The sequence below is a fragment of the Periweissella ghanensis genome, from assembly GCF_918814755.1.
Classification (GTDB): Bacteria; Bacillota; Bacilli; order Lactobacillales; family Lactobacillaceae; genus Periweissella; species Periweissella ghanensis.
Window position 1 is genome coordinate 1 of record NZ_CAKKNT010000012.1, and the last position, 18,884, is coordinate 18,884.

13 protein-coding genes, 8 tRNA genes, 2 rRNA genes and 1 riboswitch are annotated in these 18,884 nt (G+C 40.1%); of the genes, 20 read left to right on the plus strand and 3 right to left on the minus strand.

Going from position 1 to position 18,884, the window contains the following annotated elements; translation table 11 throughout:
• The 12 genes from LQZ76_RS05160 to LQZ76_RS05215 all read left to right on the plus strand — a co-directional run.
• Positions 1 to 90, plus strand: a 23S ribosomal RNA gene (locus tag LQZ76_RS05160); the annotation flags it as partial.
• Between the two features lie 75 nt (positions 91 to 165).
• Positions 166 to 282 (plus strand): 5S ribosomal RNA (gene rrf / locus LQZ76_RS05165).
• 6 nt (positions 283 to 288) lie between these two features.
• Positions 289 to 360, plus strand: a tRNA-Glu gene (locus tag LQZ76_RS05170).
• 38 nt (positions 361 to 398) lie between these two features.
• Positions 399 to 471 (plus strand) — tRNA-Val (locus LQZ76_RS05175).
• A 6-nt stretch (positions 472 to 477) separates the two neighbouring features.
• Positions 478 to 551, plus strand: a tRNA-Asp gene (locus tag LQZ76_RS05180).
• 42 nt (positions 552 to 593) lie between these two features.
• Positions 594 to 667, plus strand: a tRNA-Trp gene (locus LQZ76_RS05185).
• Positions 668 to 671: 4 nt separating this feature from the next.
• Positions 672 to 744 (plus strand) — tRNA-His (locus LQZ76_RS05190).
• 7 nt (positions 745 to 751) lie between these two features.
• Positions 752 to 823: transfer RNA gene (locus tag LQZ76_RS05195), tRNA-Gln, on the plus strand.
• A 38-nt stretch (positions 824 to 861) separates the two neighbouring features.
• A tRNA-Leu gene (locus LQZ76_RS05200) sits at positions 862 to 945 on the plus strand.
• A gap of 125 nt (positions 946 to 1,070) precedes the next feature.
• Positions 1,071 to 1,141, plus strand: a tRNA-Cys gene (locus LQZ76_RS05205).
• A gap of 93 nt (positions 1,142 to 1,234) precedes the next feature.
• Positions 1,235 to 2,050, plus strand: a complete 816-nt coding sequence (locus tag LQZ76_RS05210; RefSeq protein WP_230098700.1) for a Cof-type HAD-IIB family hydrolase — start codon at positions 1,235 to 1,237, stop codon at positions 2,048 to 2,050.
• Positions 2,050 to 3,072: an LTA glycolipid anchor biosynthesis glycosyltransferase, IagA/BgsA family gene (locus LQZ76_RS05215; RefSeq protein ID WP_230098701.1), complete on the plus strand. Its 1,023-nt coding sequence runs from the start codon at positions 2,050 to 2,052 to the stop codon at positions 3,070 to 3,072. The genes LQZ76_RS05210 and LQZ76_RS05215 overlap by 1 nt, the downstream gene beginning before the upstream one ends.
• 89 nt (positions 3,073 to 3,161) lie before the next feature.
• On the opposite strand, the gene LQZ76_RS05220 is transcribed toward LQZ76_RS05215, so the two are convergent.
• A complete protein-coding gene (locus LQZ76_RS05220) occupies positions 3,162 to 3,953 on the minus strand; it encodes a hypothetical protein (protein WP_230098702.1) in 792 nt (263 codons plus the stop codon).
• Positions 3,954 to 4,043: 90 nt separating this feature from the next.
• Positions 4,044 to 4,137, plus strand: a riboswitch (SAM riboswitch).
• Between the two features lie 78 nt (positions 4,138 to 4,215).
• On the opposite strand from LQZ76_RS05220, the gene metK reads away from it, so the two are divergent.
• The gene (metK, locus tag LQZ76_RS05225; protein ID WP_230098703.1) at positions 4,216 to 5,421 is read left to right on the plus strand and encodes a methionine adenosyltransferase; all 1,206 of its coding nucleotides are present in this window, start codon (positions 4,216 to 4,218) and stop codon (positions 5,419 to 5,421) included.
• Positions 5,422 to 5,594: 173 nt separating this feature from the next.
• Here metK and mnmM read toward each other — a convergent pair whose 3' ends face one another.
• Positions 5,595 to 6,158 carry a tRNA 5-(aminomethyl)-2-thiouridylate-methyltransferase MnmM gene (gene mnmM / locus LQZ76_RS05230; RefSeq protein ID WP_230098704.1) on the minus strand — a complete coding sequence of 188 codons (564 nt, stop codon included), beginning with the start codon at positions 6,156 to 6,158 and terminating at the stop codon, positions 5,595 to 5,597.
• A gap of 363 nt (positions 6,159 to 6,521) precedes the next feature.
• Between mnmM and leuS the strand changes: the two genes are divergently transcribed.
• The 4 genes from leuS (at position 6,522) to LQZ76_RS05250 (ending at position 13,393) form a co-directional block, all read left to right on the plus strand.
• On the plus strand, positions 6,522 to 8,936 hold the full coding sequence (leuS, locus tag LQZ76_RS05235) for a leucine--tRNA ligase (RefSeq protein WP_230098705.1): 2,415 nt from the start codon (positions 6,522 to 6,524) through the stop codon (positions 8,934 to 8,936).
• A 247-nt stretch (positions 8,937 to 9,183) separates the two neighbouring features.
• Positions 9,184 to 10,248 (plus strand): lipid II:glycine glycyltransferase FemX, encoded by a 1,065-nt coding sequence (locus LQZ76_RS05240; RefSeq protein WP_230098706.1) that lies wholly within the window; start codon positions 9,184 to 9,186, stop codon positions 10,246 to 10,248.
• Positions 10,249 to 10,491: 243 nt separating this feature from the next.
• Positions 10,492 to 12,150, plus strand: coding sequence for a putative polysaccharide biosynthesis protein (locus LQZ76_RS05245; RefSeq protein ID WP_230098707.1), 1,659 nt, complete (start codon positions 10,492 to 10,494; stop codon positions 12,148 to 12,150).
• A 16-nt stretch (positions 12,151 to 12,166) separates the two neighbouring features.
• Complete coding sequence (locus LQZ76_RS05250) at positions 12,167 to 13,393, plus strand: carboxylate--amine ligase (RefSeq protein WP_230098708.1); 1,227 nt, start codon at positions 12,167 to 12,169, stop codon at positions 13,391 to 13,393.
• A 234-nt stretch (positions 13,394 to 13,627) separates the two neighbouring features.
• Here the strand turns inward: LQZ76_RS05250 and LQZ76_RS05255 are convergent, their stop codons facing one another.
• The gene (locus tag LQZ76_RS05255; protein WP_230098709.1) at positions 13,628 to 14,476 is read right to left on the minus strand and encodes an NAD(P)H-hydrate dehydratase; all 849 of its coding nucleotides are present in this window, start codon (positions 14,474 to 14,476) and stop codon (positions 13,628 to 13,630) included.
• A 109-nt stretch (positions 14,477 to 14,585) separates the two neighbouring features.
• On the opposite strand from LQZ76_RS05255, the gene pepV reads away from it, so the two are divergent.
• The 3 genes from pepV (at position 14,586) to LQZ76_RS05270 (ending at position 18,585) form a co-directional block, all read left to right on the plus strand.
• On the plus strand, positions 14,586 to 15,995 hold the full coding sequence (gene pepV, locus LQZ76_RS05260) for a dipeptidase PepV (protein WP_230098710.1): 1,410 nt from the start codon (positions 14,586 to 14,588) through the stop codon (positions 15,993 to 15,995).
• Positions 15,996 to 16,368: 373 nt separating this feature from the next.
• Entirely contained in the window at positions 16,369 to 17,106 is a 738-nt protein-coding gene (locus tag LQZ76_RS05265; protein ID WP_230098711.1) for an amino acid ABC transporter ATP-binding protein, read from the plus strand.
• Positions 17,107 to 17,127: 21 nt separating this feature from the next.
• A complete protein-coding gene (locus LQZ76_RS05270; protein ID WP_230098745.1) occupies positions 17,128 to 18,585 on the plus strand; it encodes an ABC transporter substrate-binding protein/permease in 1,458 nt (485 codons plus the stop codon).
• The last annotated feature ends 299 nt before the right edge of the window (positions 18,586 to 18,884 follow it).

Sequence of the window (18,884 nt, forward strand, 5' to 3'; positions counted from 1 at the left end):
CCCTCAAAGATGATGAGGTAGATAGGTTAGAAGTGGAAGTGTGGTGACACATGTAGCGGACTAATACTAATCGGTCGAGGACTTAACCACGAAGTGGTGTCCGGTATAAAAGATTTAAATGATAATATTCAGTTTTGAGAGGTCAAGTATTTCTCAGATAATAAGTGTGGTGATGATGGCGCAGATGATACACCTGTTCCCATGCCGAACACAGAAGTTAAGCTCTGTAGCGCCGAAAGTAGTTGGGGGATCGCTCCCTGCGAGGATAGGACGTCGCCATGCTTATATGTCCCGTTGGTCAAGTGGTTAAGACACCGCCCTTTCACGGCGGTAACATGGGTTCGAATCCCGTACGGGACATTTACAAAGTAAATGTACTTTGGTAAAATTAAATATCTGGAAGATTAGCTCAGTTGGGAGAGCATCTGCCTTACAAGCAGAGGGTCACAGGTTCGAGCCCTGTATCTTCCATTCAATGGTCGCATGGTATAGTTGGTTATTACGCCCGCCTGTCACGCGGGAGATCACGGGTTCGAGTCCCGTTGTGACCGTTGAATTAATAATGATAAATTATTGATTCATTTCTGGAGAATAGGGATATAGTTTAAAGGTAGAACTATGGTCTCCAAAACCATCAGTGGGGGTTCGATTCCCTCTATCCCTGCCATATGGCGGTATTGGTGAAGTGGTTAACACACTGGTTTGTGGTACCAGCACGCATGGGTTCGATTCCCATATACCGCCCTTTTATTGGGCTATAGCCAAGCGGTAAGGCAACGGTTTTTGGTACCGTCATGCGCTGGTTCGAATCCAGCTAGCCCAGTTGGTAATAGAATTATTACCGTATAGTTTAATAGATATGCCGTTGTGGCGGAATTGGCAGACGCGCTGGACTCAAAATCCAGTTCCTTCACGGGAGTGTGGGTTCGACCCCCACCGACGGCATAACGTAAAAAAGATTGAAGCGCCCTCAAGGTTGATTCAATCTTTTTTCTTTTAAAAGTCATCAGTAACCTAGTATTGACAGGCATAGTGCATATGTTTTATAATAATATGGTTATTGATATTATGATGGTATAGCCAAGTGGTAAGGCATGGGTCTGCAACACCCTGATCGTCGGTTCGAATCCGATTACCATCTTTAAAAATTGTTGAAAGGACTCAAGTTGGTTAGCTATACTAATCTGTTGGGTTCTTTTTTTTAGCAAAAATGATATAAAAGGGAGTACGGCAAATGATTAAAATGATTGCAACAGACATGGATGGAACTTTTTTACGTGACAATAAAGACTACGATGTACAACGTTTTCGTGAACAATTAGCTTTTATGCAGCAGCATGACATTCGATTCGTGGCAGCGAGTGGTAACCCCTATCGCCAGCTTGCACGTTATTTTGATCCGGTCCGTGCAGATTTTGCCATTGATTTTGTGGCTGATAATGGGGCCCGTATTTATCAACATGACACGATGATTTATGATGCCCCAATTACTAATGATCAATTAGCTAAAGTTATTACTTGGAATGCGACTAATCCAGCTAGTATTGATAATATGATTATTTTATCTGGTTTAAAAGGTACCTATGTAAGTAATCATGCAACGGGAGCAACCCTTGCAGAGGTAAAGCATTTTTATACACCGCTTTATCAAGTCGAAAAATTATTGGAAATTGATGATATCATTTTTAAAATCACCTTTGTTTGGCCAAGTAAGCAGGTAAGTCCGTATGTAGCAAGTTTGCGGTCAATGTTTAGCGACGAATTACATGCGACTGGTTCTGGCTTTGGAAGCGTTGATATTTTGGCCCGTGGCGTTAATAAAGCAACTGGGCTACAAGTATTACAACGTGAGTATGGTATTGATAAAAGTGAAATTGTGGCCTTTGGGGACAATGAAAACGATTTAGAAATGTTGCAATACGTTGGTCAAGGAATTTTGATGCCTAATGCATATGATGAAATGCAGCCCAAAATCCCATTAAAAGCCCTAACTGATAATAATCATGATGGTGTTTTAGCAACGATTGATAGTTTGTTGGAGAATTTATAATGAAAGTATTGTTGTATTTTGAAGGGCAAAAGTTAATTGCGAATTCAGGCATTGGGCACGCCATGCATCACCAGATGAAAGCCTTGGCAGCAAATGATGTTGAATACACACTTGATCCCAATGACGACTATGATGTCTTACACATCAATACGTATGGTATTAATAGTTGGAAAGTTATTCGTGATGCTAAACGCAAACATAAGCCGGTCATTTATCATGCTCATTCAACTGAAGAAGATTTTCGGAATTCATTTATTGGTTCAAATTTAATCGCGCCATTGTATCGGCGCTATTTAGTTAGTTTGTATCGCCAAGCGGATGTTTTAATTACGCCAACGCCATATTCGAAAAAATTAATTGCTGGTTACGGATTAAAGCAACCTATTTATCCGATTTCAAATGGAATTGAGTTAGTGAAATACGAGCCAAAATTAGAAAAAGAACAAGCTTTTCGGACCCATTTTAACCTCGATGATGATACTAAAGTCGTAATTAGTGTTGGGTTGTTATTTGCACGGAAAGGAATTGTTGATTTTGTTGAGATTGCGCGGTTGAATCCTGAAATTAAGTTCATTTGGTTTGGCCATATTAATTTAGCCGCAATTCCAGCTAATATTCGTCGGATTGTTAAAGAAGATCACTCGGATAATGTTATTTTCCCAGGCTATATCACAGGTGATGTGATTGAAGGGGCCTATAGTGGCGCCAATGCCTTTTTATTCCCATCATATGAAGAGACGGAGGGAATTGTGGTATTAGAAGCCTTAGCATCGCAACAAAACGTGCTTGTCCGTGATATTCCGGTCTATGATGGTTGGTTATTTAATGGGCAGAATGTTTTAAAAGCCAATGATGTAGCTTCCTTTAATCAACAGCTCCAACGGGCGTTAACAACCGATATGAGTACAATTGTACAAGCGGGCTACCAAACAGCAACTGATCGTGATTTAAAGGTGGTTGGTGCGCAACTTAAGCAAGTGTACGAACAAGTTTTACTTGATAAAACCCAACTAGGAAAGTAATTGCTCGCTAGTAACAGATAAAAAAGGTCCCTTGAAGAAAAACTTCAGGGGACCTTTTTAAAATTTATACCAGCGATAACGCCCAATGCTTAGTGTTGTTGCAAGAAAATAACCATCACGGTTAAGGTTTGTAAAGCGAAGTACAAGGGAACTTGGAAGTGGATATCAAGTTCTAGGTTAAAAAGAATCAACCAAGAACCAGCAACAATAATGATGGCCAAAAGCGTCCATAAATTAAATGGTAATAACATGATATTAATTAAAAAAGCAATACCTAACACCAGGCTACTAATTGTTCGTAGTTTTGAGGAAGGTAAAAATAGTGGCACTAAAAAATATAAATAACTAAATACCAATGGAATTAGCGTGATAATAAATTTACTCGTGACATAATTATTTTGCAGGTAGAAAATTGCTAACGGAATTGTAAAGGCCGCTAAAATTGCTAAACCAACTAAACCAATAATTGATTTTAAACGCATCCATTTAACTTGTAGAATAATTAGATAGACAGTGAAAAGTAGTAATAAACAAAAAACTTCAAAACTGCCCTTAATTAAACTTGAAAAGGTCACAATGCCGCTTAAACCACAAAAGAGCATCGCCCAAAAAGAATGAAAGCGCGAACTAAAAATAAAATGCATTGCAAGGGCAATTAGTACTGAATAGGCGACTAAGACAAAACTCCCAGCAGGTAATTGGCCATCCAAATGTTTGCTGTAAATAAGCGGGTACGTCCACCAAATAATATTTTGGCTTAAAACGGTGATAATAATTAAAAGGAGCTGTTTTTGCAACGGTGATTGCTTTAATTTTTCGATTAAATTAACACCTTTTGGGGTGCGTTGCTGTGGTTGTGAATTCAATGTTGGATTTTCCATTAATCAACCTCCAAAGTTAATACATTAAACCTAATTTTAACAAGCATCTTTGCATTTAACAACATAAGTGCTATACTATTTAGGTATCATTCTTCATTGAGAGTGCGGGAGGGACTTGCCCTATGATCGCACACCAACCTACAACCATAGTTGCAAGGTGGTAAAACAAGATTTCCGATGAAGATAGTTGATTATTGAATTCTTTCAATGCGGCTATCCGAGTCAAGGATGGTCGTATTTTTTTATTTTAAGGGAGAGAATCATGTCACAAGAATTGAACAAAGAACCACACTTATTTACCTCAGAAGCCGTCTCAGAAGGGCACCCCGATAAAATTGCTGATCAAATCAGTGATGCTATTTTAGATGCGGTTTTAACTCAAGATAAAGATGCCCGTGTTGCGGTTGAAACTTCAGTTACGACGGGGTTAGTGCTAGTATTTGGTGAGTTATCAACGACCGCCTATGTTGATATTAACAAAGTTGTCCGTGATAAAATTAAGGAAATTGGTTACAACCATGCCGAATTTGGCTTTGATGGTGACAATACCGGGGTAATGATTGCCATTGATGAACAATCACCTGATATTGCCCAAGGGGTTGATACCGCGATTGAAAACCGTGAAGACGGTGGAATTGACCCACTTGATCAAATCGGTGCGGGGGACCAAGGGTTAATGTATGGTTACGCAACGAATGAAACCAGTACCTACATGCCATTGGCGCACGCTTTAAGCCAACAATTAATGCTTAAACAAGCTCAATTACGTAAATCAGAAGCATTGGCTTACTTACGTCCAGATGCTAAAGCGCAAGTGACTGTCGAATTGGATGAAGCCGGTAAGCCATTCCGGGTTGATACTGTCGTGCTTTCAACGCAACACGATGCCGAAGCTTCATTAGACCAAATTCGCCAAGATGTTAAAGAACAAATTATTGAAAAAGTTATCCCAGCCGAATTACTTGATGAAAATACTAAGTACTTCATTAACCCAACTGGCCGTTTTGTTATTGGTGGTCCACAAGGGGATGCTGGTTTAACTGGTCGGAAAATCATTGTTGATACTTACGGTGGAGCGGCGCGTCACGGTGGTGGGGCCTTCTCTGGTAAGGATGCAACCAAAGTTGACCGTTCAGCGTCATATGCGGCCCGCTACATTGCTAAAAACATTGTTGCTGCTGGTTTAGCTGATAAAATTGAAATTCAATTAGCATATGCAATTGGAGTGGCTCAACCGGTTTCAATCGCGGTCGAAACTTTTGGCACTGGTAAAGTTGATGATCAATTATTAGTTGCGGCCATTCGTCAATTATTTGACTTACGTCCCGCCGGAATTATTAAAATGCTTGATTTACAACGTCCAATTTACGCTAAAACGGCGGCTTATGGTCACTTTGGTCGGACTGACCTTGATTTACCATGGGAAGCATTGGATAAAGTGGATGCACTTAAAGCCTACTTTGCCTAGGTTCAAGTTAAAAAGGTTGTGGCACAACTAAAATTTAGTAGTAAGGTACTGCTAGAACGTGTTTCAAAAGGTAGATACTAATATAAAACGACAAACAGGCTGAAGAATAAATCTTCAGCCTGTTTTAGTGTATTTCTCGATATTGCCCGCCTTCTGGCACAGCTCTTTTTTAATTACCGTTTTTGAATGGCGATAATATAAGGTGGTTGATTCGCTTGATTAATAAATTGATATTGTAAAACATGGTAGGCTTTTTGTGGTAATTTTTGTGTAAAACTGAGGAGTTGGTTAACTTCGGCTTGCCCACCGGGGTGGCCATAATAGACCACGAGGACAATTAAACCATTCTTTTTTAAGTTGGGGAGGATCCCATTAATTGCGGCTAAGGTTGTTTCACCTTGTGTGATAACATCTTTATCCGCCCCAGGTAAGTAACCCAGGTTAAAAATCGCCCCGCCCACTGGTTGATTGGCGGGTAAATATTGGGCGACATTTTCGTGGCCGGCTAAAACTAGTTGCACATTAGCAACCTTAGCGGCCTTTAAGCGCGCGGTGGCGGAATCAATTGCTGCGGCCTGGACATCAAAACCAAGCACATGGCCTTTGGGACCAACTAATTGGCTTAAAAATTCGGTATCATGACCATTACCGACCGTCGCATCGATGACATAATCACCACGTTCGACAGTCGTGGTTAAAAGGGTATGACTATATGTAAGGGCATTTGCTAATTTCATGAATTACCTCGATAAGTTATGTTTACTTAAGCGCTTAATTTAATTGATATTAATTATAGCACGGTAAAGGGTTGTTCAAATGCTCATTAGTTGTTAAAATAAATGCATATACATTTTGCACTTAGTTAAAGTAGTAGTTAAAAAGACATGCGCAGAGAGTGAATGGTTGCTGTAAATTCACGTTGTTGTTTAACGAACTTGTTAACTGAATCATTGAGTGCCGGGTTTGTTCTCCGATACAGAACGCACGAGATGTCAAATTGACATGAATTTCGGGTGGTACCACGACTTTATCGTCCCGTAACGTAGCTTATGAGTTACGTTACGGGACTTTTTTATTTTATATATACAAGGGAGTACACTATGAGTTATCAACATAAAGATATCGAACAAAAATGGCAAAATTTCTGGGCCAAAAACGACACTTTCAAAACGGGTGAAGATACATCAAAGCCTAAATTCTATGCTTTGGATATGTTCCCATTCCCATCTGGTCAAGGACTTCACGTGGGGCACCCAGAAGGTTACACGGCTACAGATATTGTTTCACGGATGAAACGTTCACAAGGGTTTAACGTGTTGCACCCAATGGGATTTGATGCCTTTGGTTTGCCAACTGAACAATATGCGATGAAGACTGGCCGTTTCCCAGCTGATATTACTAAGGAAAATGTGGCTAACTTCCGCAAACAAATGCAAACCCTTGGGCTTTCATATGACTGGGATCGTGAAGTTAATACGACTGATCCTAAGTACTACAAGTGGACGCAATGGATTTTTGAACAACTTTACAAAAAAGGTTTGGCTTACGAAGATAAAATTATGGTTAACTGGGCCCCTGATTTGATGGGTGGAACTGTGGTTGCCAACGAAGAAGTTATCGATGGTAAGACTGAACGCGGTGGTTTCCCCGTTTACCGGGTGCCAATGCGCCAATGGGTGCTTAAAATTACGGCGTATGCTGATCGCTTGATTGATGATTTGGAAGGTCTTGACTGGCCAGAATCAATTAAGGAACAACAACGTAACTGGATTGGTCGTTCAATTGGTGCGAGTGTCTTCTTTGATGTTGAAAACGCCCAAGACAAGATTGAAGTCTTCACAACCCGCCCTGATACTTTATTTGGAGCTAGTTATGTGGTGCTTTCACCTGAACATGTGTTGGTTGACCAAATTGCGACTGACGATAATAAAGACGCAATTGAAGCATACCGTAAAGAAATCGCTTCTAAATCTGATTTGGAACGGACGGACCTTAACAAAGACAAGTCAGGAATCTTTACTGGTGCCTACGCTATTAACCCAGTAAATGGTGAAAAATTACCAATCTGGATTGCCGATTACGTGCTTGCTTCATACGGTACTGGAGCAATTATGGCTGTACCAGCTCACGATACGCGTGACTTTGAATTTGCGGAAAAATTTGCTTTAACAATTAAACCCGTTATTGAAGGTGGTAATGGTGAAGAAGCCTACACTGGGGATGGCACGCACATTAACTCAGGGTTCCTTGATGGCATGGATAAAGCCACGGCGATTGCGACGATGATTGATTGGTTAGAAGAACATGACCGTGGTCACAAGCAAGTTAACTTCCGGCTACGGGACTGGATTTTCTCACGGCAACGTTACTGGGGGGAACCAATTCCGGTTATTCACTGGGAAGATGGCGAAGCAACATTAGTTCCTGAAGATCAATTGCCATTGCAATTACCATACATGGAAGATATTAAACCTTCTGGAAATGGTGAATCACCATTGGCTAATGCAACGGACTGGTTACAAGTTGAAGATGAAAATGGCCGTAAAGGATTACGTGAAACAAACACGATGCCACAATGGGCTGGTTCATCATGGTACTTCTTACGTTACATCGATCCTACTAACGACGAAGCCCTTGCTTCACCAGAAAAATTAAACTACTGGGGCAATGTTGACTTGTACATCGGTGGCCAAGAACACGCCGTCTTACACTTGTTGTACGCGCGTTTCTGGCACAAATTCTTGTACGATTTAGGGGTGGTTCCTACTAGCGAACCATTCCAAAAGTTAGTTAACCAAGGAATGATTTTAGGTGAAAACCACGAAAAAATGTCTAAATCAAAAGGTAACGTGGTTAACCCCGATGATATCGTTAACGAATACGGTGCGGATACTTTACGGATGTATGAAATGTTCATGGGACCATTGGAACAATCAATTGCGTGGTCTGAAGATGGTCTTTCAGGTTCACGCCGTTGGTTAGATCGTGTTTGGCGCATGATTGTTGATGAAGATGGTCACCTTAACGCAAACATCACGACTGAAAATGATGGGGCCCTTACTAAGAGCTACCACCAAACGGTTAAAAAGGTTACCAATGACTTTGAAGGTCTTCGCTTTAACACGGCCATTTCACAATTGATGGTCTTTGTTAATGACGCTTATAAAGCGGAAAAATTACCACTTGAATACATTAAAGGGTTTGTCCAATTACTTGCACCAGTGGCACCACACATGGGTGAAGAATTATGGCAAATCCTTGGTGGCACAGACACTATTTCATTTGTTGCTTGGCCAACATATGATGAAAGTCAATTAGTTGAAAATGAAGTCGAAGTAGTCTTACAAGTTAACGGTAAAGTTCGTAGCAAGATTACGGTACCAGCGGATATTGCTGGGGATGAACTTGAAAAATTAGCGCTTGCCGATGAAGCGATTCAAAAGCAAATTACCGATGCAACGGTTCGTAAAGTAATTAACATCAAAGGTAAATTAATCAACATTGTTGCTAACTAATGAAGGGTTATTTTAGCCGAAATTATAACAAATAAGTTATAATAAAGACGGTCAATTCGTTAAATGAATTGGGCGTCTTTATTAATTAAAAAGATAATTTAAGGCGACCTTAAATTTTTATTATAGCGAAGTTAAAATCTGTGGAGATTACTGAAAAATAGGAATTTTTTAGTAAAAAAGTTCACAGAATACGGAGTTTAAGCCGTAAAAAGTGTATGATTAAAGAAGAAATTTAAAAGAAAGTTGGATGATAAAAGTGCCGATTTTAGATATTACCGATAAAGATGCAGTTTCACGGTTCCAAGATTTTGTACGTGGCTCAAAGTATGGCCAAATTACACAAGATTTAGGTTGGGCAGCCGTTAAAGATAATTGGGAACAATTCCATGCATATGTTGAGGACGATGGCCAAATTGTCGCCGCTATTTCAATTTTGATGACTAAATTAGCAAATGGTTCGCGCTTTGCTTATGCATCAAAAGGACCAGTTATGGATGCCCATAACTTAGATTTATTAGATCGCTTAGTGGCTGAAGTTAAGCCAACGTTACTTGAAAAAAATGTATATGTTTTACGAATGGATCCCGAAGTGGCTTATGATGAAGCATTTGATGCCGAAATTAAAGCCCATGGTTACGAAACGCGTAATGTTCAAGCAGAAGGCTTACATGGCACGATTCAACCACGAATTAACATCGTTGTTGATTTACAAGGGAAGCAAACCCAAGATGAAATCTTAGCTGGCTTTTCAAGTCGGGTCCGGACTAAAATTCGTAAAGGTTGGCGTGATGGGGTGACAACCCGTTACAGCAATGATGAGGCTGATTTAAAAATCTTTTACGATATCTATGAAGAAATGGCGCACCGTCACGATATTTCATACCGACCATATGACTACTTCCAACGGATGTTAGCAACCTTTGGTCCGGATGATATCATGCGGATTTACGTTGCTGAAAAAGATGGTGCAACGTTAGCCGTCGGGTTAGGCTTTGCCTTTGGTGATAAAGTTTGGTACATGTACGCTGGTTCAATTTCAGGGCCAATTTTTGAAGCTCCACGGGTAATTCAAGTGGCGATGATGGAATGGGCCGTTGCTGAAGGTATGTCTGCTTATGACCTTGGTGGGGTTGGAGCAGCTGATGCTGAAGATAGTCTTTACCGTTTTAAGAGTGGTTTCTTAGGTAAGGATGAAAGTCCGCGCGTTTACATTGGTGAAATCGATTGTGTCCTTGATGATGCCGTTTATGATCAATTGGTTCGGCAAAAGGATGCTAAACACTTAATTGATAGTGTTGATAGCGCTGAATAATAAAATTGATGCAGTATGCGCTTGGTTAAAGTAAATACGGCAGTGGTAAAGCTAGAAAACGTCTGGGAGAATTTTCCGAGGACGTTTTTTTGCTAACGGCCATTTTTAAGCTAACGTGGTTATGGCATCCGCACATAGGTTAAATTTGTGAAGTAAGTAATTATTAATTAAAGCTTTATTGTTATTCGCGTAAAAATTAGATAAAATGAAGGGATTGTATAGTTATGAAAGTAGGAAGTTGAAATGTCTGAAAAACCGCTTCAAGTGGAGCAACAAAACATTCAAAATAATAAAAAACAAATGTTACGAGGCTCCTTTTGGTTAGTCGCGGGAAGTATCATGTCGCGCTTAATCGGAGCACTATATATTATTCCGTGGGCAGCCATGTTTGGGGCTTCGCAATACCAAGGAAATGCGTTGTTTTCAAAGGGTTATAATTTATATGCGTTAGCGCTAATGGCGGCTACAGCTGGGGTCCCCTCAGCCGTTTCAAAATTAGTCGCACGTTATAATGCCGAAGAGGAGTATAACTTATCTTTAAAGCTGTACCGGACATCGTTAATTATTGGGTTAATTACCGGGGTCATTGCTGCTGGTGGGATGTGGCTTTTTGCACCTGAATTATCGGGTGGTGATCCAAATGTGATTCCCGTATTGCACTCATTAGCACCGGCAATTTTAGTTATTCCAATTCTTAGTATGACGCGTGGTTTTTTCCAAGGAAACAATCAAATGGCAGCGTCATCATTTTCACAATTTATTGAACAACTTTTACGGGTAGTCTACTTGCTCTTTATGACTTGGTTTATTTTAGTATTAAACCAGGGTAAGTGGCAAAATGCGGTTGTCCAATCAACTTTTGCAGCCTTCGTTGGGGCGGTAGGTGGGATTGCCGTTTTAATGTGGGTCTTATATCGCCAACGTTCATATTTCCGTGATTTAAGTTTACGCAGTAAAGACGAAGCCGTGATTTCTAACAAACGGATTTTTGCGCAAGTGATTTTCCAAGCGATTCCATTTGTTGTTGTGGGTTCAGCGATTCCAATTTTTCAAATTATTGACCAATATTCATTCTTTGACATCATGCAACGGTTTACCAACTTTACGTATGCTGAATTAAATAGCCAATATGCGATTTTTGATTTTAATGCTAATAAATTAATTATGATTGTTATTTCATTAGCCGTTGCGATGGGAAGTACGACCATTCCCTTGTTAGCAGCTGCGCATACGCGTAATGATAAGCAAGAAATTGCTTCTCAAGTACGGTTTACGTTAGAATTATTTGTCGTCATTATGATTCCAGCTGCGATTGGGATGGCCGCCATTGCCCGACCACTTTACATTACTTTTTATGGTTTTGGTAACAATACGATTGCCATGATGGGGACGTTAATTTTACAATTCTCATCATACTTAGGCATTTTGTTTGGGTTATTCACAATTTTATCAACGGTAACGCAAGGACTATCAAATAATGCCTTAGCGTTAAAATCATTGGTAATTGGGATTATCGTAAAATTAATTTTACAAGTACCAGCAACCGCTTCATTTGGTGCCATGGGACCATTAGTGGCATCGTTTATTGGTTTTGGGATTGCAAGTATCGTAATCTTGTACCATCTTAATGCGTTGTATGAAATTAATTATAAAGCGATGATGCCAATGGTCATTTATGTAATTATTAGTGCCATTGTGATGGGCGGAGTGGCCCTTGCAGTTGTGTATGGTTTAGGCACAGTCTTGACTTCAACTGGGCGGGCAACCCAATTTATCTTAGCGATGTTGGCGATGGCCGTGGGTGGTAGTGTTTATGCATTTTTAATTTTAAAATCTAAATTTGCCGAACAACTTTTTGGTCAACGCATCGTTGGTCTCAAACGTAAATTAAAAATTAAGTAATGAAGAGGGGCATAATATGCAACACCAAGTTTTATTTTTAGGTAGTGATGAAAGTATCTACGGGTCAGCCCGAGAAATTCATGAAGCCTATGGCATTAAATCAACGATTTTAGCCGCTGCCAATCCGATGACAGCGACGCGGAATAGTGAGATTGTGGATATTCAATTAGTACCAGGGATTAATGATGATCCCATCTTTATTACGGAAATTACTAAAATTGGGCAAGCACTTAAAGCTGCCGGTAAATCGACGATTTTAGTTGGTTCTGGTGATAAGTATGCCGCGTTAATTGCCAAACATAAAACGGCCCTTAGTGAATATTTTGTGGTGCCATATGTTGATTATGACCGGATGATTGAATTAAATCACAAAGAAACTTTTGAACCATTGGCCGCCGCGTATGGTTTAGATATGCCAGCCACGAAACGAATTTCCGCCGCTGATGTGACGCGTGAAGTTGTCTCACCATGGGGCTATCCCGTGATTTTAAAATCAGACAACTCAGTTGAATGGATGGATTTATATTTCCCAGGTCACAAGAAAATTTATTTCATTAATTCAACGGCTGAATTAAATGAAGTTATTAAATTGGCATATCAAAATGGCTATACTAGTACCTTTACGATGCAGGATATGATTCCAGGTGATGATTCATATGAACGTAACTTAACGGCGTACATTGATCAAAATCATAAAGTTCGGGTCATTTCGATGGGACATGCGTTAATTGAAGATCCCGGTCCCCAAGGTCGTGGTAATCATATGGCAATCATGCCTGATTATAACGAAGACATTTATCGCCAATATGTGGGCTTCTTGGAATCACTTAATATTACCGGCTTTGCTAATTTTGATTTGAAGTACGATGAACGAGACCATAAATTTAAAGTGTTTGAAATGAATGTCCGGTTAGGGCGTTCAAATTTCTGGGCAAGTTTAAATGGCGTTAACTGGATGCGTTACTTGATTAGTGATTATGATGGCACGCTTGGTAACGATGATGTGGTCTTTGCTAATGCTGATCAAAGTAAGTGGCAAGTTTGGATGGCAATCAGTCCACGCCTCTTTAAAAAATATGTGCGTAAAAATCCGGCGACCGATTTAGCCCTTAAATTACTTGATGAAGGTAAATATGGGTATACTTATAAGTATGCTGCTGATTGGAACTACCAACGGTTTATGAACTACTGGCGGGCTAATCGTAATTTTGCGAAATACTATGCGAAGTATTTTAAGCCATAAAAAAGTGTGTGCTTATCAACATTAAACACTAGCTAAAACTAAAATGGAGCTGTGACAGAAGTCGGGCGATATCGAGAAATACACTAAATAACCGCCTTGAAGAATTTTCTTCAAGGCGGTTATTGTCGTATTTTCGAATATATCGGACTTCTGGAGCGCGTTTTGGTAGCAATTTAGTACTTGAAAAGAGTTATGTCACAACACCATTTGTATCTACGCGAGTAGTTGCTTTTTTTAAGCCAGCCCATTAGATGACGTTTGCATGGTTAGGCGAGCCATAGCTGCTGGTAAGTGTTCACTGATTTGACTAGGTAACACAACATAGTGGGTGGGGGCTAATGTATCAGCAATCGCACTATGTAAGTAAAGGGCGGCGGCAACACTAGTTGGTGTGGCGTTAAATTGACCTAAAAAGCATCCCACTAAGCCAGCCAATGTATCACCCATCCCCCCAGTCGCTTGATAAGGCCCGCCAACGAGAATTTTTTGGGCCGGTGCGTGGGGCGTATAAAGTTCCGAGTGATGCTTTTTAACAATGACAACGGCCTTTAATTGGTCAGTGACGGCTTGGTTAGCCGCTGGTGTTTGATCAGCTATTTTGATACCACTAATCCGTTGCCACTCCATCTGGTGCGGGGTAAGCACCGTTATACGAGTAGTCGGTAAGGTTAAATGTTCACTTGCTAGTAAGGTTAACGCCGAGCCGTCAAGCACTAAACTTTGTTGAGGTGTAATCTGGGCTAATACCGCTTGTAAAATGGTTAAGGCCGTTGTAGAAGTTCCTAAGCCCGGTCCAATGACAATCACATCTTGGCTGGCTAAGAGTGCTTGATAATTATCTTGATAACTAAGCACCATCGCTTCGGGTAATTGGGTGTTAATAGGGACGATGGCTTGCGGGGCAGTTACTACGGTAACGAGGCCGCTACCACCGTAAACGGCGGCTTTACTGGCTAGAATAATCGCCCCATGATAATGCTCAAAGCCCCCAATTAACATGACCCGGCCGTAGGTTCCTTTGTAGGAATCAACTGGGCGGGGCGTAATAACGTTTTTGACGAGTGATTCAGCGATGATTTGCATCTAAGTAAGCCTCCTGGAGATGAATTTTACGTTTGATATTAATTAACTACATTATATCAAACCAGATTGTGATAAAATAATTTTAACTTACTAAATGGAGGATTAATCAATGATGGATTGGAAAGCAGAAATTGCGAAACGTCAAGATGATTTTTTAAATGATTTACAAACTATGTTACGAATTGAAAGTGTTCGTGATGATGCGCTGGCAACTAAGGACGCACCGGTAGGTCCTGGACCAAAAGCCGCCCTTGAAAAGTTTTTGGAAATTGCTGCTGCCGCCGGTTTCCGGACTAAAAACATTGATAACATCGTTGGTTATGCTGAAATTGGTCCTGAAGATGCTGAAGAATCAGTCGCTGTTTTGGCCCACGTCGATGTAATGCCAGCTGGTGAAGGATGGGATACTGACCCATTTGAACCAGTGATCAAAGATGGTAAATTATTTGCCCGTGGTGCTTCTGATGACAAAGGTCCCGGAATGGCCGCCTTTTACGGTATGAAGATTCTTAAGGATTCTGGTGCACCATTGAAGCGCCGGGTTCGTTTTATTGTTGGGACTGATGAAGAAAACGATTGGAAAGACATGGATCGTTACTTTGAAGTTGAACCACAACCAACAATGGGTTTCTCACCAGATGCTGAATTCCCAGTAATTAACGGTGAAAAAGGAAACGTGACTTACGAAGTTAAATTTAATGCTACCAACGAAGGTGACTTTGAATTAATTAAATTTGAATCAGGTTTACGACCAAATATGGTGCCTGGTAAGGCCGTTGCGTTAGTCGCTGCACCTGATGCAAGTGCACTTATTGATGCGTTCAACAAGTACTTAGCCGCTAACCCACAAGTAACTGGTTCAGTTGATCCATTGCCAGAAGGTGTTGAATTTACAGTTAACGGTAAGCAAGTTCACGGAGCTTCACCTGAAATTGGTGAAAATGCTGGAACTTACTTGGCTAACTTCTTAGACCAATTCGCATTTGGTGGGACTGCTAAGGGTTACATTCACTTCTTAGGTCACGCAGTGCACGATGACGCGCTTGCAACTAAGTTAGGCATTAACTTTACTGATGACATCATGGGACCACTTACGATGAACATCGGAATTCAACGTTTCGAAGCTGATCAACCTGGCTTCATTAACTTGAATTTCCGTTACCCTAAGGGTGTTGACTTTGAAAACATTGGTCGTGGGATTGGTGAACACTTGGATAACTTTGATGCTGAAGTAGAAATTCAAGGTCACCACATGGCCCCACACTTTGTGCCTGAAGATGATGAAATCGTTAAAACATTGATTGATGTTTACAATGGCCAAACTGGTTTAGACGGTAAGCCAGAAGTTGTTGGTGGTGGTACTTATGGTCGTTTGATGGACCGTGGGGTCGCCTTTGGAGCATTATTCCCAGGGGACCAAGATACGATGCACCAAGTTAATGAATTCATGACCATTGAATCATTAACGAAGGCCGCTGCCATTTACGGTGAAGCGATTGAACGTTTAGCTACAAAATAAAAAAATAATGACAATTTCCTTAAAAACTGGTAAGCTTTTATTAATGAAAGTTTTGAGGTAAATTAAACATGAAATTTCAATTGCAGAATAGTGAGAATAATAATCAAAAAACCACGAGTAATTGTGTTTATTTTGCATTTGTTATTTTCAGCGATTGATACTCATGGAGTTATTAAATCTTCGAAAGTAGACTTATGTAAAATTACGTAAGTCTATTTTTTATATAATTTCAGCAAACGAATATTTAGCATATTATTTGCTTTATTGTTCATAAATATGTATAAAAAAGATAGATGTAAACTTAATATGCGATTTAAAACTAATAAACCCAAACTTTGATTAAAATAAATGGCTTGGAGCCGGAGGAACTAACATGACAGCAAAGGTAACCGTAAAAGATTTACACAAAGCATATGGTGATAATGAAGTGCTTAAAGGGATTAATCTTGAGGTCCAGGAAAATGAAGTCGTCGTAATGATTGGTCCGTCTGGATCAGGAAAGAGTACTTTTTTACGGACGTTAAATAACTTAGAGGCCGTTACGAGTGGTGAAATTTTAATTAATGGCTACAACTTGGTCGATAAAAAAACTGATATTAACAAAGTTCGTGAAAATATTGGAATGGTTTTCCAACATTTCAATCTTTTTCCCCATTTGTCAGTTTTAGAAAATGTAATTCTTGCACCAGTTGAATTAGGCAAATTATCAAAAGAAGACGCTAAGACACTTGGGATGCAATTACTTACCCAAGTGGGCTTAGCCGACAAAGCTGATGCCAAACCAACGCAATTATCAGGGGGCCAAAAGCAACGGGTGGCGATTGCCCGGGCGTTGGCAATGAAGCCAAGTATTATGTTGTTTGATGAACCAACTTCTGCTTTGGATCCAGAAATGGTAGGGGATGTTTTACAAGTTATGCGTGACTTGGCCGAAGAAGGGATGACCATGATTGTCGTAACCCACGAAATGGGCTTTGCCAAGCAAGTGGCTGACCGCGTGGTGTTCTTTGCCGATGGATACATCCGTGAACAAGGAACGCCAGAAGAAGTCTTCAATAACCCACAAGATCCACGGGCGCAAGATTTCTTAAATAAAGTGTTAAATGTCTAGGCGAGAAAGAGAGAAAATATGATGAAAAAACATACATGGCTTAAATTTGGGACACTAATAGTGACGATGCTGTTAGGCTTAGTTGTCTTTAGTGCGACTAATGTACATGCTGATAAGAAGGAGCCTCACTACGTAATTACCACGGATACGACGTATGCCCCGTTTGAGTTTCAAGCCCAAAATGGGCAATATGTCGGAATTGATATGGATATGTTACGGGCAATTGCTAAGCGGGAACATTTTACGTATAAATTAGTCCCAATTGCTTTTAACTCCGGGGCCCAAGGTGTTTTGTCAGGCCAATTTGATGCCATTATTGCGGGGATGACCATTACCCCCGAACGGCAACAAGTGTATGATTTTGGGACACCGTATTACAAAACGGGGATTATTGCCGCTGCTAGTCCAAAGAGTGGCATTACGAGTTTAAATCAATTACGTGGTAAAACGGTGGCTTTAAAGACCGGGACGGGTTCAGCTCAATATGCACTTTCAATTCAAAAGAAATATGGCTTTAAAGTAACGTATTTCAATGATTCAAACACAATGTACAATGCGGTTGCGCTTGGTAATGCTGCCGTAGCGTTTGAAGATGATCCAGTGATGAAATATGCGATTAAAAACGGGATTAAATTAAAAATTATTACGAAACCAGCTAATGCAGGACAATATGGTTTTGCCGTTAAAAAGGGTCAAAATCAAGAATTACTTGCTAAGTTTAATGCTGGTTATGCCGCGATTAAAAAAGATGGTACGTACGATAAAATTGTCGCTAAGTACCTTGGTGCCAAGGAATCAACTTTTGCAGGAAGTGCCAAAGAAAACAACTCTTTGATTGGCTTATTGAAGCAAAATAAGGATCAATTTATTGGTGGAATTATTAAAACCCTTCAATTAACGGTCTTTGGGATTATCTTTGCCACAATTTTTGGGGTCTTAATCGGGGTCCTTGCAGTCGTGCCAAATAAATTTGCATATGGGTTATCAAGTACCATTATTTACATCTTCCGTGGATTACCATTGTTGGTGTTAGCGTTCTTTATTTACATTGGGTTACCTTCATTAACTGGGACTAAGATTCCGGCCATTGCCGCGGGGTTAATTACGTTAACGCTTAATGAAGGGGCCTACATTGCCGCCTTTGTGGCCGGAGGATTAAAGAGTGTTGATGTTGGTCAAATGGAAGCGGCCCGTTCATTAGGGTTGCCATATCGCAAGGCAATGTTAAAAGTTATCATGCCGCAAGGAATCAAGTTGATGATCCCATCATTTGTTAACCAATTTATCATTACTTTGAAAGATACTTCAATTCTTTCAGCTATCGGGATTATCGAATTGACGCAAACGGGAACGGTGATTATTTCACGTAACTCACAAGGCTTCCGGGTGTGGTTCTTAGTTGCAATGATGTACTTGATCATGATTACTTTGTTAACCTTCCTTGCTAAATGGGCCGACAAAAAATTTGGTAATAACTAATAAATTAAGCATAAAACTAATGACAAGATTGCTAAAAAATGATAGAATTTTAATAATCAAGAAATTAGGAAGTACTTATCAATGACTATGTACCAAGAAAATAATAATAACGCGCGAAATTTACCTAATCAATTAGGGTTTTTGCGACGGTTATTTTCTGGGACTGGTTTATCAGTTTAGCACTTTAGAAAGTAGACGACGCTCGAGTCAGTCTACTTTTTTTATGTTCAAAAAATTAACGAACATTATTTTATAAATTGATAAGATTGTTCTTAATATTTTTCTTTTTAGTGGTAAAT

Bases quoted from the DNA above. Each gene is read 5' to 3' on its own strand.
- LQZ76_RS05255 (WP_230098709.1), bottom strand. From the start codon at position 14,476: ATGCAAATCATCGCTGAATCACTCGTCAAAAACGTTATTACGCCCCGC.
- mnmM (WP_230098704.1), bottom strand. From the start codon at position 6,158: ATGAAATTAGCAAATGCCCTTACATATAGTCATACCCTTTTAACCACG.
- LQZ76_RS05220 (WP_230098702.1), bottom strand. From the start codon at position 3,953: ATGGAAAATCCAACATTGAATTCACAACCACAGCAACGCACCCCAAAA.
- LQZ76_RS05240 (WP_230098706.1), top strand. From the start codon at position 9,184: ATGATAAAAGTGCCGATTTTAGATATTACCGATAAAGATGCAGTTTCA.
- LQZ76_RS05245 (WP_230098707.1), top strand. From the start codon at position 10,492: ATGTCTGAAAAACCGCTTCAAGTGGAGCAACAAAACATTCAAAATAAT.
- leuS (WP_230098705.1), top strand. From the start codon at position 6,522: ATGAGTTATCAACATAAAGATATCGAACAAAAATGGCAAAATTTCTGG.
- pepV (WP_230098710.1), top strand. From the start codon at position 14,586: ATGATGGATTGGAAAGCAGAAATTGCGAAACGTCAAGATGATTTTTTA.
- LQZ76_RS05250 (WP_230098708.1), top strand. From the start codon at position 12,167: ATGCAACACCAAGTTTTATTTTTAGGTAGTGATGAAAGTATCTACGGG.
- LQZ76_RS05270 (WP_230098745.1), top strand. From the start codon at position 17,128: ATGAAAAAACATACATGGCTTAAATTTGGGACACTAATAGTGACGATG.
- LQZ76_RS05215 (WP_230098701.1), top strand. From the start codon at position 2,050: ATGAAAGTATTGTTGTATTTTGAAGGGCAAAAGTTAATTGCGAATTCA.
- LQZ76_RS05210 (WP_230098700.1), top strand. From the start codon at position 1,235: ATGATTAAAATGATTGCAACAGACATGGATGGAACTTTTTTACGTGAC.
- metK (WP_230098703.1), top strand. From the start codon at position 4,216: ATGTCACAAGAATTGAACAAAGAACCACACTTATTTACCTCAGAAGCC.
- LQZ76_RS05265 (WP_230098711.1), top strand. From the start codon at position 16,369: ATGACAGCAAAGGTAACCGTAAAAGATTTACACAAAGCATATGGTGAT.